This window comes from Sorangium sp. So ce128 (genome assembly GCF_051525245.1).
Lineage (GTDB): Bacteria > Myxococcota_A > Polyangia > Polyangiales > Polyangiaceae > Sorangium > Sorangium cellulosum_B.
The window spans coordinates 7,518,316-7,533,560 of sequence record NZ_CP150313.1 but is presented as its reverse complement, the minus strand read 5'-3'; the positions used below and the strand labels follow the sequence as shown (position 1 = coordinate 7,533,560).

Below are 15,245 nucleotides of genomic sequence, written 5' to 3'. Positions count from 1 at the left end.
GAGACCACGTGAGAGCCCCGGGCGAACATGCCGAGCGGGAGCTCGGGCGCCGCTCTCTCTCCCGAGGACACCTCACGGTGGGACGGAAACCGCCGATGGCGGGGCGTCGGCGCCCCCTGTGGTAAGCTGCCGCCGCCGTGGCCCCTCCCGAGCTCGTCCCGGTCGCGGCCGCCTCATGCTCTCTCCGGATTGCCCGCTCGTCCTTGGTGGCCGTTACCGTCTCCTGAGCGAGATCGGCCGCGGCGGCGCGGGCGTGGTGTACATGGCCGACGACCTCGACGGAGGCGGTCAGGTCGCGGTGAAGGTCCTGCTCCGGACACACACGGCCGGCACGGCGGCGGCCTCCCGGTTCGAGCGCGAGATCCGGGCCATGCGGCTGCTCGACGCGCCCGGGTTCGTGCGCATGCTCGACGCCGGCTTCGCCCGCGAGCTCGACGATGCCCCCTTCCTGGTGATGGAGCTGCTCCGGGGCCACGACCTGGAGCAGCTCGTCACCACCCAGGGCAGGCGCTCGCCCGGCGAGGTGCAGCGCTGGCTCGGCGAGGTCGCCGAGACCCTCGAGCTCGCCCACGCGCGGGGCCTCTCCCACCGCGATCTCAAGCCCGCGAACCTCTTCCTCGCGATCGGCGACGACGGGCGGGAGCGCGTGAAGATCCTCGACCTCGGCCTGGTCAAGGCGGTCGACCCGGGCGCGCTCGGCGCGTCGGGCGGGATCACCGCCACGGGCACGGCGATCGGCACGCCCATCTACATGGCCCCCGAGCAGGCGCGCGGGCGCTCGGACCTGATCGGCCCCGCGGCGGACGTGTGGGCGATCGGCCTCATCGCCGTCCGCCTCCTGACCGGCGACATCTACTGGACCGCGAACAGCATGGCCGAGCTGATGGCGGCGCTCCTCGTGATGCGGCTCTACCCGCCGTCGACGCGCTGGCGGTGGCTCCCGCCCGCGTTCGACGCGTGGTTCTTGCGGTCGTGCGACCGCGACCCGGCCGGGCGTTTCCCCTCGGTCCGCCAGCAGAGCCTCGCGCTGCGCGCAGCGCTCGAGGGCTCGGCGGCCGCCGAGCCGTCCGGCGCCGGCGGCCCGGCGCCGCGCGGGGGCGGCGTGCCCGCGGACATGCTCAGCACCGACACCATCGAGCTCGCGGGCACGGTCGAGGCCCCGCCCCAGGCGCTCCCCGGCGGCGCGCACCGCGACTCGGACCGCTTCTTTCCGCCGCTAGGCCTCCACGGCACCTCGCCGCCAGGCCTCCACGGCGCTCCGCCGCCCGGCCTCCACGGCGCTCCGCCGCTCGGCCCCCACGGCACCTTGCCGCCCGGCACCTCGCTGCCGCTCGGCTCCTATGGCACGCCGCCGCTCGGCACCTCGCCGCCGCCGCCCGGCTCCCACAGCACGCCGCCGCTCGGCCTGTTCGGCTCGCCGGAGGCCGAGCGGCCGCGCCACAACCTGCCGGTCCAGCGCACGCCGTTCGTGGGCCGCGCCCGCGAGCGCGCCGAGATCGCCGCGCTCCTGCTCGACCCCGAGGCCGGCCTGCTCACGCTCACCGGCGTCGGCGGCACCGGCAAGACCCGGCTCGCGCTCCAGGTCGCCGAGGAGCTCGTCCCCGCGTTCCCGGGCGGCGTCTGCTTCGTGCCCCTCGCGTCGCTGCGCGAGGCGGCGCTGGTGCCCTCGGCGATCGCGCAGGCGCTCTGCCTCGGCGAGGGCGGCGCGCGGCCGGATCTCGAGCGCGTGGTCCAGTTCCTCCGCGACCGCCGCCTGCTGCTCCTGCTCGACAACCTCGAGCACCTGACGGCCGCGGCGCCGGCGATCGCGCACCTCGCCGCGAGCTGCCCGCACCTCTCGCTGCTCGTGACGAGCCGCGCCGCGCTGAACCTCTCGGGCGAGCGGCGCTACGTCGTGCCGCCGCTGGAGGTGCCGGAGCCGCGCGGCGTCACGGTCGACGCCGCGCTGGCGAGCTCGGCGGTGAGCCTGTTCTGCCGCAGGGCCGCCGCGATCAAGCCCGGCTTCCAGCTCGGCCCCGACAACGCCGCGGAGATCGTGGAGATCTGCGCGCGCCTCGACGGCCTGCCGCTCGCGATCGAGCTCGCCGCGTCGCGCCTCCGGGTCCTCACCCCCGCGGCGCTGCTCTCGCGCTTCGGCGACCGCGGGGCCGCCGGGCGCTCCTCCGCGCCCGCGGGCTCGTTCCGCCTGCTCACGGGCGGCGCGCGCGATCTGCCCGAGCGCCAGCAGACCATGCGCGCCGCCATCGACTGGAGCTACGGCCTCCTCGATCCGGAGGAGCAGCTGGCGTTCCGCACGCTCGCCGTGTTCGCGGGCGGCTTCTCGCTGGCCATGGCGGACCAGATGTGCGCCTCCCGCGATCCGGCGCTCGACACGCTCGGGATCCTCGAGTCGCTGATCGACAAGAGCCTCGTGCTCCAGGTCGCGGGCGAGGAGCCGCGGTTCCAGATGCTCACGATCCTCCGCGAGTACGGCCTCGATCGGCTCGCGGAGGAGGGCGCCGCCGAGGCGTGCAACCGGCGCTTCGTCGAGCTGTCGCTGGAGCTCGCCGATCGCGCGGCCGAGGCGCTCGGCGGGCCCGAGCAGGCCGCGTGGCTCGCGGCGCTCGATCTCGAGCACGACAACCTCCGCCTCGCCCTGGAGCTCGCGCTCGCGGGCGCCGACGCGGGCGCCGCGGTGCGCCTCGCCGCGGCGCTCTCGCGGTTCTGGTACATCCACGGGCACTACCAGGAGGGCCGCGCGTGGCTCGGCCGGGCGCTCGCGGGCGCCGGGGGCGTCGCGCCCGAGCACGTGGCGTCGGCGCTCCGGGGCGCGGGGAGGCTCGCGCTCCTCCAGTGCGACTACCGCGAGGCGCGCGCGCTGCTCGAGCGGGGCGCGACGCTCTACCGCGAGCTCGGGGACGAGGGCGGGCTCGCGTCGGTGATCCAGATCCTCGGGAGCGTCGCCCGCGAGCAGGGCGACTACGAGCGCGCGCTCTCGCTGCACGGCGAGAGCCTCGCGCTGGCCACGCGCCGCGGCGACACGCTCGAGGCGGCGCGCGCGCTCGGCTACTCGGGCTTCGCGGCGTGGCTCTCGGGCGACATCGCGCGCGCGGAGGGCGCGTGCCGCCTCGCCCTGCCGGAGCTCCGCCGCGCGGGCGATCGCGAGGGGACAGCGACCGCGCTGCTCTACCTCGGCTGCGCGGCGTTCTACCGCGGGGAGCTCGGCGAGGCGGTCCGCCTCTGCGAGGAGAGCGAGGGCCTGTCGCGGCAGGTCAAATTCAAGGAGGGGATCGCCTGGACGAGCAACATCCTGGGCCTCATCGCCATCGAGCGCGGCGATCTCGCCCTCGCGGAGCGGCGCCTGCGGGCGAGCCTGCGGCTGCACCGGGAGCTCGGCGATCTCTGGCGCTCCGCGAGCGTGCTGGAGGCGCTGGCGTGCGCGGCGGTGCGGGCGGGGAAGGCGGAGCGCGGCGCGCGCCTGCTCGGCGGCGCCGCGGCGCTCCGCGAGGCCATCGGCACGCCGGTGCCGCCCATCGAGCGGCCGGCGCTCGAGGCGTGCGTCGAGGCCGCGCGCGCGGCGCTGGGGGAGGCGATCGACGATGCGCGCTTCCTCGAGGGCCGGGGCGCCGGGCTCGACGCGACGATCGCGGCGGCGCTCTCGGAGTGAGCCTGTTCGCGTCGCGTGAGGGGACAGGTCTTCAACATGGGTGAACGGGGCGGATCGAGCAGGATTTTGCGCCCTGGAAACAGTGCGGTTCGCTTCCGTTATCGAGCGCGCTGTGTTCGATGGTGGATATGAAGAGCGCACGATGGGTGTTCGCAGGGTTGATGGGGATGATGTTGGCCTTGCCCGCATGCTCCGATGACACGCAGGAAGGCCCGGGCGGCAGCACGGGAGAGGGCGGCGGCGGCAGCACGGGAGAGGGCGGCGGGGCGGGGGGATTCACGGTCACCGGACCGATCACGGGGGAGACGGCTCCAGAGGGCGCCGTGGTGGCCGTCGTCTGGATCGTGAGCTCGTCCAGCCCCGACTACGGCTTCAACTTCGGCGAGGGGAGCCTCTCCGGCGCGACGTTCACCGTCGGCTTCGGGTCGGCGCCGCCGCGCGAGGCGCTCAACAGCAACGGTGTCGGCATGGGCTTCGTCATGCTCCTCGCGCCGGGCACCCAGATGCCCGGGGGCGAGATCGACCCCGACGTGCTCGATACAGCGCTCCTCGGGGTGAGCTCGCGGCACGTCATCGTCTGGCGCGACGACTCCGGCCAGGGGTTCGACTGGTCCGAGAGCTTCCCGGCCGGGTTCGGCTGCGGCAAGTGCGTCGCGGCGCCGCAGGGCGAGGGGTTCGACTCCTACGCGCCGGTCGACTGCGCTGAAGTGGAAGTCCAGGTCACATCGGACCCGGATTCGCTCGAGTTCTGCAACTGGACCTGACGTCGGGACCTGCTCACCGTGCGCGCTTCGGCGCCGGCAGATCCCATCTCTTCAGGATGCCTCTCGCCCGCGCAGGCGCGGCGTGGCGACTCCGGCCTTTCACCGCGCGCCCGGGCCTTCTCCCGCCGCCCCGCTCCGCCCCGCGGCCCGGCCGAGGCGCTCGGCCAGGCGGCGGAGCTGGTCGATGAGCTCCTCGGGCTCGTGCACCTCGAACTCGAACCCCATGAACCCGAGGTGGAACGCGAGCGCATCGAGGCTCCCGCCGCCGGTGTGGACCACGCAGCGGTCCGGCGAAAGCGCCTCGATGCGCCCCGCCACGCCCGAGAGCCGCTCCGAGACGGCCTGCGCGGGGGCGTGCACGGTCACGCGCGCGCGGATCGGGTAGGCGTCCGTGGAGACCGACCTCGACACGTAGGCGGCCACGTCCTCCGCGGGCAGCGGGCGCGGCTTGAAGCGGCCCGCGGCCTTCGGCCTGCCCTGGATGCGATCGACGCGGAACGTCCGCCAGGCGCCTCGCTGGAGATCGTACGCGAGCAGGTACCAGCGGCGGCTCGTGTGCACGAGCCGGTACGGCTCGACCGCGCGCGAGCTCGCGGCGCCGCTGTGGCTGCTGTAGTCGAAGCGCAGGACCTCGGCGTCGCGGCACGCGTTCGCCATGGCGGCGAGCGCGCCCGCGTCGATGGTGGGGCCGCTGTCACCCAGCCGCACGCTCACGGCGCCCAGCGCGGTCACCTTGCGCCGGAGCCGCTTGGGGAGCACCTGCTCGAGCTTTCCGAGCGCGCGGACCGACGCCTCCTCCAGCCCCCTCACGGGTCCGGTCGCCGCCGCGCGCAGCCCCACGGCGACGGCGACGGCCTCGTCGTCCTCGAGCGGCAGCGGCGGCAGCTCCTTCCCGGCGCCGAGCTGGTATCCGCCCCCGATGCCGGTGGCCGCGTGGACGGGGTACCCGAGGCTCCGGAGCCTGTCCACGTCGCGCCGGACGCTGCGCTCGGTGATCGCGAGCTCGCGGGCCAGCTCGCCGCCCGTCCAGAAGCGCCGGGATTGCAGCAGCGACAAGAGCTTCAGCAGCCGCGCGGAGGTCTGGACCATGTGCCGCCTGTCTCCTTGCGGACCGAATCTGTCCGCAATCCAGTCTAGCTTCCTCTCATCCCGCGGGCGAGGCGCCCGAAGGCGCGTCTCGACGAGCCCTACGGCCCCCGCCCCCCAATCCCTGGAGCCACCGCCCATGAGCAACGCCGCTTCCGAGCACACAACGACGACCCCCGGCCTCCGGACCTACAAGGGCAGCTGCGCTTGCCACGCCGTCCGCTTCGAGGCCGACTTCGACCCGAGCGCCGGGACGACGCAGTGCAACTGCACGATCTGCACGAAGACGAGGTGGTGGGGCATCATCGTGAAGCCGAGCGCCTTCCGCCTGCTCGCCGGCGAGGAGGTCCTCGGCGACTATTCGCGGTTCGAGGCCGGCCATGCCCGGTTCTGCAAGACGTGCGGCATCCGCGTCTTCGGGCACGGAAACATCCCGGAGCTCGGCGGGGAGTTCTGCTCCGTGAACCTGAACTGCCTCGACGACGCGGACCTCACGGGCGTCCCGGTGGTGTACCTCGACGGGCGCCACGACACCTGGGCACAGATCGGCGCCACGACGTACGTGAGTCCGTTCTCCGCCGCAAAGGGGGCTTGAGCCGGGGCGCGCCGCGGCTCGGCCTCGCCGCTGCGATGGCGACGGCGCTCCCGGCGTGAGCGGCTCTCAGCGCCCCCCGGCGTCGTCGGGGAGCCCGTCGAGCAACGGGACGAGCACCCTGGCGTCGATCGGCTTGACGAGGTGCAGCCGGAAGCCCGCTGCGTCGCTGCTGCGCTTGTCGCTGTCCTGGCCGTAACCGCTGAGGGCGATCAGGATCGGCGGGGCGTCCTGGAGGCGCGTGTGGAGCTCGCGCCCGAGCGTGTAGCCGTCCATCACGGGCAAGCCGATGTCGAGGATGGCGATCTGGGGCCGGAAGGCGTCCACGAGCGACAGCGCGCGTGACGCGTCGTGAGCGATGCGCACCTCGTGGCCGCTCTTGCTCAACATCTCCGCGATCAGCTCGGCGCCGTCTCGGTTGTCGTCCACGACCAGGACGCGCCGGCGCCGCGTCTGCGGCGGCCGCGATTGAGGCGGGCGAGCCTCGGGCGCCGCCGAGGGCGGGGCCGCCGCTGCTGGAAGACGCACAGTGAACTCGCTGCCTCGACCGACGCCGGCGCTCTTCGCGCTCACGACGCCCCCGTGCATCATCGTCAGCGTTCGCACGAGGGACAGCCCGAGGCCGAGCCCGCCCAGGGCTCGGTCCGAGCCACGTTCCCCTTGCACGAACATCTCGAACACGTGGGGCAGCAGGCTCGAATCGATGCCCTCGCCGTCGTCCCGGACGCGCAGCACGACATCGCCGCCCTCGCGGCGGGCGGTCACCTCGATGTGGCCTCCGGGCGGGGTGTAGCGCGCGGCGTTCGTGAGCAGGTTGTTGACCACCTGGGTGAGGCGGACCTCGTCGCCCTCGATCGCGAGGCCCTCGGTGGGCACCGACAAGGTGAGCTTGTGCCTTCGCTGCGCCAGGAGCGGCTCCGTCGCCTCGACCGCCTGCTCCACGACCCTCGCCAGCTCGAGCCACTTCTTCGAGAGCGTGACCTTGCCGCGCGCCACCCGCGCGACGTCGAGCAGGTCGTCGACGAGCCGTATCAGGTGCTGCGCCTGGCGCGCGATCACCTCGCGTTCGCGCGGCGTCGCGACGTTGCCGCGCAGCTCCATCAGCTGGACCGCCGTGAGGATGGGGGCGAGCGGATTGCGGAGCTCGTGGGACAGGAGCGCCAGAAACTCGTCCTTCTGGCGCGCCACCTCGTGGAGCCGAGCCTCTGTCTCCTTGAGCCGCGTCACGTCGACGAGCGCGCCGATGGCGCCGCGCGCCTCACCGCTCGGCTCGCGCAGCGTCACCGCCCCGCCGTACAGGTGGATCGCGCGCCCGTCCGGGAACTCGAGCACGATCTCGTGGGGCGTCACCTCGTCGCCGCGCGCCGCCCGCTGGAGGGGCAGCTCCCCCGGGGGCAGGTTCACGCCGTCGACCAGCACCTTGAAGCCGCGGTCGTCTACCGCGTCGTCGCCCGCGCCCAGGGCCGTCCGTGCCAGGTTCTGCCCCGGATCGCTCCCGAGGAGCGCGTGCAACGCGCGGTTGCCGTGCAGCTCCTGGCAGCCAGGGTCGCGGGCGACGAGCACCGCGGCCGGGACGGCATCCATCAGCACCGCGAGCTCATCTGCGCGCGCTCGCGCGAGCGCTTCGGCCTCCTTTTGATCATGCATGTCGAACACGGCGGCCACCCACCGCGTGATCTTGCCGTCGTCGCCCCGAATCGGCACCACCCGGCCGAGGTGGAAGCGATAGACACCCGCCCGGGTGCGGAGCCGGTATTCCATCTCGCAGGTGCTGGAGGTGGAGAGGGCCTCGGCGAAGCACCGCTGCACGTGCGCCCGATCGTCGGGGTGCACGGCGGCGAGCGCGCCCTTGTCCCGGAGCGACTCCTCGCGGCCGAGGCCGGTGAGCTCCGTCCATCGATCGTTGACCCAATCCAGGCGTCCCTCGGCGTCGCACGTCCAGATGATCTGCGGCAGCGCGTTGGCGAGCTTCCTGTAGTCCCCTTGATCGCCGTCGTCAGAGCTCATATTCCCTCGCCTTCCTCGACGCGTGGGACCGGCCTTTCACGCCCGGATGACCTCCGACCAGGACAATCTCGTTCGTCTCGGGCGGCATGATCGGCGCGCGGACGGGCATGATAAGGCCACTTATCATTTATAGGACCGACAGACAATCATCGCATCTTCGATGCTCGCCCCAGCGAAGGCACGGGCGCGGGGGCTCGAATGCGAGCGCTGCGGGGGGATCTGGGATGCGCACCTTGGGCGGATTCGCCGCGCTCGGCGTGTCAGCGGAGGACGGCGGCGGAGCGACGAGCCACCGCGAGCTCCGCGGGGCGCACAGGATCGCGACGGATCGCCGGCGCCCTTGGTTACGGGGAGGTCGCTTTGACGACGGCGTTGATGATCGCGTCCAGGTCCACGGCGTTCGCCATCGCCTGATACCCGGCGTCGTTCGGGTGCAGCTTGTCCGCGTCGTAGGCCGGGAGCAGGCGGCTCGGATCGGCCGAATCGCGCAGGGCCTTGTCGAAGTCGATCACCCCGTCGAAGGCGCCGCTCGTGCGGATCCACGTGTTCAGCTTCTGCCGCTCCTGCTCCCCCTTGGCGGTTCCATAATCGCCCTTGTAGGTGCCGTTCGAGCCGGCGAACGGCACCAGGGTGCCGCCGTAGATCTTGAGCCCGGCGGCGCGGGCAGACTGGATGATCTGCTGGATCGCCGGGATCAGATCCGCGGCCTTGGCGGAGCGATCGCCGATGTCGTTGATGCCTGCCAGCAGGATGATCGCGCGGGCGCCGGGCTGGGTCAGCACGTCGCGCGCGAGGCGGGCAGGGACCGGATACCCGAACTGGAGCTGCGGACGGACGGTGAGCAGCTCGTTCCCGATGATCCCGGCGTTCGCCACGGCGAGGGTCGGCCCCTTCCGGCTGGCGAGGCGCTGCGCGAGGTAATCGGGGTAGCGATGGTTGTCGTTCTTGGTCGACAGGTATCCATCCGTGATCGAATCGCCGAGCGTGATCAGGGTGCCGACGACGTCCGGTGAGGCCTTGACGTCGACGCCCGACACGGCCATCCAGCACGAGATCTTCCGTGTGAACTGCTTGTCGGCGCCGTTCCCTGTCTGGTTGCCCGAGGCGAGGAAGTTGTCCTGTGCTGCAAAGTAGTGTTGCGTGATCGGCCCGGTCTTGCCCGGAAGGTAGACGTTCACCGTCAGCGCCTGCAGCGGCTGGACCTTCAGCGCCACGGGGTCGCTCACCGCCTCGCCGCCCGCGGCGATGACGATCGAGGTCTGGCCTCCGAAGCGCAGCGGCAGTGAGCTCCCCGCGACCGTGGCGGCTCCACCGGCCGAGAGCGCGACCGACGCCGAGCCCACCTTGAGCGGCTCGCTGCCGCCGGCGTTGGAGATGCGCACGCGCACAGAGCTCCCGCCGGCGCTCACGCGGACGATGTTCCGGACCGTCTGGTCGGCGAGGCCGACGTCCGAGGGACAATCCTGCGAGTTGAACGTGCCGCCGGGCGTCGGGCTGCTGTGCCATCCAGCGACCCATCGCCCCTCAGGCGCCTTGTCCGCGGCCAGCGCGGGGCGCCCCGGCGCGCTGGTGATCAGCGCGGCCACCGCGGCGACGAGGGAGACCCGCGATGAGCGACCGACCTTCGCCAGCAGATCGAGCGAGGAGCGCCGGGCGTCGCGGCGCGCTGAGGTGATCCCGTGATGTCTCTGTCTATCTGCCATCGGCTCTCTCCCGGTTGTTGGCGTGGAGCGCGGAAGACCCCCTGGCTCGTCGGTCGCAACGCGCTCGCTTCGCCTGGATCCGCTCGGACTGTGTTGTCGGTTTCGCCATGAGCGCGCCCAGGGGGCGGGCTGCCGGCGCGGAGGAAGGAAATGCAAACGCGTCGGAGGCGTCAAGCCGCGGCGGGCGGCGCGCGGCGGTGCAGAGAGGCCGCCGAGGAATGCGCCCCAGCGCATTTGCGTTGAATTTGCCGTGGCGCGGTGCGGTAATCGCCCGAGGGGCCCCCCGGATGCTCGGGGAACGCGGCTCGCGGGATCACCATGGACAGGGACGCGTGACGGGCGGAAGAGACAGCGGCGGGGACCTTCCGGCGGGCGAGAGCGTCCCGCCCGCGCCCGTCGAGGCGAGCGGCCCCGAGGGCGCGCCCGGGGCCGAGCTGCGGTCGGTCGCGGCGGGCGGCGCCACGCTCTGGCTCACGCAGGCGCCCGGGTTCTCGCTGTGGCGCGGCGAGGTGGCCGCGCCGGATCGGCTGCGGATCGAGGGGCGCGACGGCTACCTCCACGAGCTCCGGCTCGAGCCGGTCGGCGCGCTGCGGCTCGGCCGCGTGGAGCACGTGGGCGACGAGCGCAACGAGCTCGTCTACCCCGACGTGGCGTCGCGGCTCGCGGCCTCGCTGCGCCACGACGGCGTGCGCTGGTGGCTGCGCCGCCGCGAGGAGTGCAGCGTGCCCGTGCAGGTCGGCGCGCGGCACCTCGCGCGCGGGGAGGAGTCGCCGCTCGTGCACGGCACCTTCGTCTGCGTGGGCGGCATGCGCGCGACGTTCTTCGACCGCCGCTACGCCGCGCTGTCGGTCCCTGCCGGGGCGGTGGACCCGGCGACGGGCCTGCTCGCGCGCGCCGGGCTGGAGCAGGAGTGCGCGTCGCTGCTCGCGCGGAAGGGCCAGGGCGCGCTCGTCCTGCTGCGGCCGATCGAGGCGGGCGCGCCCTCGCGCGCGGCGGCCGCGCTGGTCGCGGTGCACCGGCTGTGGCCGGATCGGCCGGTCGGCGACGCGGACGGCACGGCGGTGGTGCTCGTGCGGGGCGGCGCCGCGGAGGCGGCCGCCGCGGCCCGGCAGGCCCTGGAGGCCGCGGAGGCCGCGGGGCTCGGGGCGTTCGCGTGCGGTTACTTCACGGTCGCCGGCGAGGCGGACGTCGCCGGCCGCGAGGTCGAGCTCGGCCTGCACGCGATCGCGTCGCTCGCGGCGGAGCGCGAGCGGGGCGCGTCGCTCGCGGCGGAGCGCGAGCGCGGCGCGGCGGGCGTGGACGGCGCGTCCACCCCCGTGGCGGAGCTCCGCGACAGCGCGGCCAGCGCGCGTTTCGCCGCGCCGTTCGAGGTGATCGAGGCGTCGCGGAGCGGGCGCCGGGCGACGGTCCTGTTCGGCATCGAGGAGCAGAGCGCGCTCGGCGGCGTCGGGCCGCACGTCATCGGGGCGCTCGCGCAGGAGCTCGCGGCGGTCGTCGCGACCCACGCGGGCGCCGGCGCGCTGATCGCGCCGCTCGCGCCTGGCGTGGTCGCCGCGTGTGTGCCCCGCAAGGCGGATCCGGCGGTGATGGCGAGCGCGGTGCAGTGCGACTGGCACGGCCGGCCGCCCATCCTGGACGGGAGGGTCGAGCACGCGCGGACCCTGTCGTGGGAGCTCCTGCACGACGCCGACGCGGGCGCGCGGGCGGCGGAGATCTCGCGCGAGTGCGGCGATCCGCACGGGGTGCTCTCGGCGCTGAGCGGCGGGCTGCCCTATCCCATCGCGGGGCGGGTGCGGGCGGCGATCGGGGCGTCGAGCGCGATCGAGCGGGTGAAGATGCTGTTCGACGTGCTCGAGGGCACGTGGCGCTTCATCGCGACGGTGCTCGTCTCGGCCTTCTTCAGCGGCGGCAGCGCGCCCCCGACCTCGGCGCGCAGCGGCGTCGCGAGCGGGCCGGGCGCGGGCGGGGGGAGCGCGGGCGCGAGCGGTCCGGGCGCGGGCGGGGCGCCTCCCGGGTGGGGCGCGTTGCTCGATTTCCACGGCCGCACGCGCACGCGCGACGGCCTGGCGCTCGGCGCGTGGCGCGAGCTCGCGCGCACGGCCGCGCGGGCGTTCGGCGATCGCGACGATCCGATCGGCTCGATGGCGAGGGAGGTGCTCGACGTCAAGCTGTCGCACAACCAGACGTTCGAGACGCTCTCGAACCTGATGCAGGCCGAGCGCAACCAGTTCGCGCACGGCCACTACACCGAGGCGCGGGCGGCCGCGGATCTGCCCGACTTCGAGCAGATGACGCGCGCGCTCCTGCGGGCGCAGCGGCCGCTCTGCGCGTGGACGCTGGTGACGGTCGAGAAGACGGAGCCGGACCTCTACGGCGATCTCCAGACGGTGGAGTTCATCGATCACACGGGCCCTTACGCGTCCGGGACGCGGCGGCGCATCGGGCTGAACTCCCCTGTTCGCCTGTCGAACGTGGTCTATCTGGCCCGCTTCCGCGAGGGGCTGATGCTGCCGCTAGAGCCGATGGTGCGGCGTCTCGCGCCGGACGACCGGTTCGATCTCTACTGGATGGATCACCTGCCGCGGCCGGGGACGTGCCATATGAGCGCGGTCGTCGCGGGCCGGGCGGTGAAGGCGCCCTGCGATCCGCGGCGCACGCCGCCGCTCCTGCGGGCGATGCTGGACGCCGCGGGCGGCTGAGGGGCCGCGACGAGCGCGGCTCGCCTGGCAGCCGCTGCCTCGGCCTGTCGATGTCGCAGAGGTAGCCGTCGTGGTATCTTCCACGGCAGGCCATGTCAGCCGTCGAATCCACGGCCCGCCCGTCCGCTGCATCTCGTCCGGCCGCCGCACCCCGCCGCCGGATGGGAGCGCATGTCTACAGCCGCCCGCCCGAGCCGGTGTACTTCCCCGAGGCCGAAGAGGTGCCCGAGACGAACCGCCACCTGGAGCTCCGCACCGCGCTGTACCTCATCCTCAAGCGCGAACTCGCGCACACGGCGACCCTCGGCTCAGACCAGTTCGTCTACTGGGACCCGAGGACCTCGAAGAAGCGCCTCGCCCCCGACGCCTTCGTCCGGCTGGGTATGCCTCATCGGACCTTCCGCACCTGGAAGATCTGGCTGCACGGGGCGCCTGACCTCGGGGTCGAAATCGTGAGCGACTCGGACGAGGGCGAGCCCGACTGGGACGAGAAGCTCGAGCGCTACCGCGCCGCGGGCATCCCGGAGGTCGTGCGCTTCGATCCCGAGGATCGAGAGCGACCGATCCGCGTCTGGGACGCCCTGGAGGGCGATCTCGTGGAGCGGGCGTCTGGCGACCCCGATCTGCGCGCTTGCGAGACGCTGGGCCTCTGGTGGACCGTCGTGCAAGACCAGTCGCTCGGCCCGATGCTGCGGCTGGCGCGCGACCGCGAAGGCCACGATCTGCTGCCGACGCCGGACGAGGCCGAGAGCAAGGCGCGCGAAGCGAACGACAAGCTGCAGGCCGAGGTGCAGGCGCTGCGGGCAGAGCTGGCGCAAGCCCGAGGGAAGCGGAAGACGCGGCGACGCTCCCCGGGATGAGGCGCCCGCTCGGCCGGAAGGCGTCCAGGCATCTCGGAAGCTCGGTGGACTTCGCCGGAAGCGCCGGACCACGTTCCAGCTCGCCGTCCGCACTGCGCCGGAGGTGGCCGTCTGGCTCGGCTTCCGCGATCGGTGAGCCCTGCGGTCACTGGAGGTTCGGCGGCGTCCACGTCATCCACCGGCTCAGGTCGGCCTTCGCCCCGTCGCTCTCGAGCAGGTTGGTGTCGTCGGTGCCTCCCCCGACGAGGAACTTCTTCACGTACGCCTCGAGGATCGCCCTCTGCTGCGCGGGGAACTGGCAGTGCTCATGGCCGCCGAGCTGTGAGTAAGCCATCCTGTCGGGCACGCCTAGCCCCTCCCAGATCGCGTGGGCGATGGACCCGGCCGTGAAGGTGCTGTCGATGCCGAGCCAATCGATTCGATTGTCGACGACGAGCAGCGCGCGCGGAGCGACGAGACCCATGACCATGTGATGATCGAACGGGAGCGTCGTCACCTTGTTGCCGAAGTTCGCGCCGAAGCTCTCACGGAACCACGGCTGCTCACCGGCTGCGCTGGACAGGGTCTGCACGTTCTCCCCGGCGTCCTTCCCCGCCTGGGAGACGCGCCAGCTCGCCGAGCCACCGGCGCCCGATTCTTGCGGGATCGTCAGCACGATGCGCTCGTCGAACGCCCCTGCCGTGAGAGCCCCCTTTCCATCCCGCGAACAACCCGTCACCGCGATGCGCTTCGGATCGATGTTGGCCGCCGGGGTCTTCTCCAGCGCGTCGATGATCCGGCTGATGCCCCAGGCCCACGCGATCATCGAGCTGGCCGGGTGGTCCTTGCCGTAAAGGTCATAGAAGATCCCCGTCCCACGCGTGCCGCCGCCGCCCTGGGCGCCCATGTTGTTGTTGTTGAAGAGGGCCGTCGCGACGCCGTTCTGGCTGAACACGCTCGCGTCCAGGGTCACGCTGCCAAAGCCGTAGAGACTGATGAGGAGTGGAATCGGAGCGGAGGGCGCTCCGGCAGGCCGATTGATGTCGATGGAGAAGGAGACGCTCTTCGAGCCCTCGTTGACGCCGACCGTCAGCTTGTTCCCCGAAAACTCCCCCGTCACGTCATCCTTGGACACCGCGGGCTTCGGTCCGGACTCATACTGCTCGACCTGCGCCTTGATCTCCGCGCGTCGACATGCCCATTCCGACGTCTTCGTGATGCGTGATCCATCCAGCATCGTAAACGGATCTTGATGAGTTTCGTAGACAGGGAGAGATGCCGCGTCGGGCAACGTCGGCGCGGGGCAGCTCACGCCGCTGTCCTCGACGCCGCCTGGGCCGCCTGTACCGGTGGATCCGCTCCCACCCCCACCCGAGACCGACGAGCTGCCGGAAGAGCCCGCTCCACCGCTGTTGTCCCCGCCGCTCGACGTCGTGGTGCTCGACGTCGGGTGTCGGAGGGGTCATCACCGCAGCCGGGGATCGACAGGAACAGCAGAGCCAGAAGGATTTTTCTCATTGTCCTCGATGCCCGAAAGTTGGTTTGGTTCGCGACCGCTCGAATTGCTCAGCGGAGCAGCGTCGAGAGCGTGTCCGGCCGCTCCTGCGCAGGCGTGGTCCGGTTCGCGCGAAGAGCGCATTGGGTCGCGTGGCGCTGTCCGCTGTACTTCGATGTCCATGTGAGCGCTCACAATATCATGCCACTCTCACGCAATAATTGCTGTATCACAAGAGAAGTCGAAATTCTCCTCACGCGCCTCGCCCCGGCGCCTTGAAAACCAGCGGATTTGCCGGGCGAAAGCAAACTTGCGCCAAGACGAAAATACGAGAAAACTCGTGATCTGCGACCCACGATAAGGCATCCTGATGCGTGGGCGATGCTCGATGTGAGAGCCCCTCGGATGAGGTGA

Annotated in this window: 9 protein-coding genes; 5 read left to right on the top strand and 4 right to left on the bottom strand. The window is 72.5% G+C overall.

The genetic code is table 11. The annotated features are described in order from the left end of the window. Positions 1-175 precede the first annotated feature (175 nt). Both WME82_RS28520 and WME82_RS28515 read left to right on the top strand, forming a co-directional pair. Positions 176-3,646 (top strand): protein kinase domain-containing protein, encoded by a 3,471-nt coding sequence (locus tag WME82_RS28520; RefSeq protein ID WP_438037871.1) that lies wholly within the window; start codon positions 176-178, stop codon positions 3,644-3,646. A 128-nt stretch (positions 3,647-3,774) separates the two neighbouring features. Further along, positions 3,775-4,410, top strand: coding sequence for a hypothetical protein (locus WME82_RS28515; RefSeq protein ID WP_438037870.1), 636 nt, complete (start codon positions 3,775-3,777; stop codon positions 4,408-4,410). Positions 4,411-4,509: 99 nt separating this feature from the next. On the opposite strand, the gene WME82_RS28510 is transcribed toward WME82_RS28515, so the two are convergent. Beyond that, positions 4,510-5,499 (bottom strand): helix-turn-helix transcriptional regulator, encoded by a 990-nt coding sequence (locus WME82_RS28510; protein WP_438037869.1) that lies wholly within the window; start codon positions 5,497-5,499, stop codon positions 4,510-4,512. 136 nt (positions 5,500-5,635) lie between these two features. On the opposite strand from WME82_RS28510, the gene WME82_RS28505 reads away from it, so the two are divergent. Next, positions 5,636-6,091 (top strand): GFA family protein, encoded by a 456-nt coding sequence (locus WME82_RS28505; protein WP_438037868.1) that lies wholly within the window; start codon positions 5,636-5,638, stop codon positions 6,089-6,091. A gap of 66 nt (positions 6,092-6,157) precedes the next feature. Here the strand turns inward: WME82_RS28505 and WME82_RS28500 are convergent, their stop codons facing one another. Together WME82_RS28500 and WME82_RS28495 are read right to left on the bottom strand one after the other, a co-directional pair. Further along, positions 6,158-8,095, bottom strand: coding sequence for a PAS domain-containing hybrid sensor histidine kinase/response regulator (locus WME82_RS28500; RefSeq protein WP_438037867.1), 1,938 nt, complete (start codon positions 8,093-8,095; stop codon positions 6,158-6,160). Positions 8,096-8,439: 344 nt separating this feature from the next. Next, positions 8,440-9,798, bottom strand: coding sequence for an SGNH/GDSL hydrolase family protein (locus WME82_RS28495; RefSeq protein ID WP_438037866.1), 1,359 nt, complete (start codon positions 9,796-9,798; stop codon positions 8,440-8,442). A gap of 332 nt (positions 9,799-10,130) precedes the next feature. Between WME82_RS28495 and WME82_RS28490 the strand changes: the two genes are divergently transcribed. Both WME82_RS28490 and WME82_RS28485 read left to right on the top strand, forming a co-directional pair. Beyond that, positions 10,131-12,497, top strand: a complete 2,367-nt coding sequence (locus WME82_RS28490; protein ID WP_437850185.1) for a hypothetical protein — start codon at positions 10,131-10,133, stop codon at positions 12,495-12,497. Positions 12,498-12,658: 161 nt separating this feature from the next. Further along, positions 12,659-13,357, top strand: coding sequence for a Uma2 family endonuclease (locus WME82_RS28485; RefSeq protein WP_438037865.1), 699 nt, complete (start codon positions 12,659-12,661; stop codon positions 13,355-13,357). Between the two features lie 145 nt (positions 13,358-13,502). Here the strand turns inward: WME82_RS28485 and WME82_RS28480 are convergent, their stop codons facing one another. Beyond that, complete coding sequence (locus WME82_RS28480; RefSeq protein WP_438037864.1) at positions 13,503-14,573, bottom strand: glucuronyl esterase domain-containing protein; 1,071 nt, start codon at positions 14,571-14,573, stop codon at positions 13,503-13,505. Positions 14,574-15,245: the final 672 nt, after the last annotated feature.

Excerpts from the sequence above, each read along its gene's own strand:
- WME82_RS28495 (WP_438037866.1), bottom strand. The coding sequence starts at position 9,798 with ATGGCAGATAGACAGAGACATCACGGGATCACCTCAGCGCGCCGCGAC.
- WME82_RS28515 (WP_438037870.1), top strand. The coding sequence starts at position 3,775 with ATGAAGAGCGCACGATGGGTGTTCGCAGGGTTGATGGGGATGATGTTG.
- WME82_RS28505 (WP_438037868.1), top strand. The coding sequence starts at position 5,636 with ATGAGCAACGCCGCTTCCGAGCACACAACGACGACCCCCGGCCTCCGG.
- WME82_RS28485 (WP_438037865.1), top strand. The coding sequence starts at position 12,659 with ATGGGAGCGCATGTCTACAGCCGCCCGCCCGAGCCGGTGTACTTCCCC.
- WME82_RS28510 (WP_438037869.1), bottom strand. The coding sequence starts at position 5,499 with ATGGTCCAGACCTCCGCGCGGCTGCTGAAGCTCTTGTCGCTGCTGCAA.
- WME82_RS28480 (WP_438037864.1), bottom strand. The coding sequence starts at position 14,573 with ATGCTGGATGGATCACGCATCACGAAGACGTCGGAATGGGCATGTCGA.
- WME82_RS28520 (WP_438037871.1), top strand. The coding sequence starts at position 176 with ATGCTCTCTCCGGATTGCCCGCTCGTCCTTGGTGGCCGTTACCGTCTC.
- WME82_RS28500 (WP_438037867.1), bottom strand. The coding sequence starts at position 8,095 with ATGAGCTCTGACGACGGCGATCAAGGGGACTACAGGAAGCTCGCCAAC.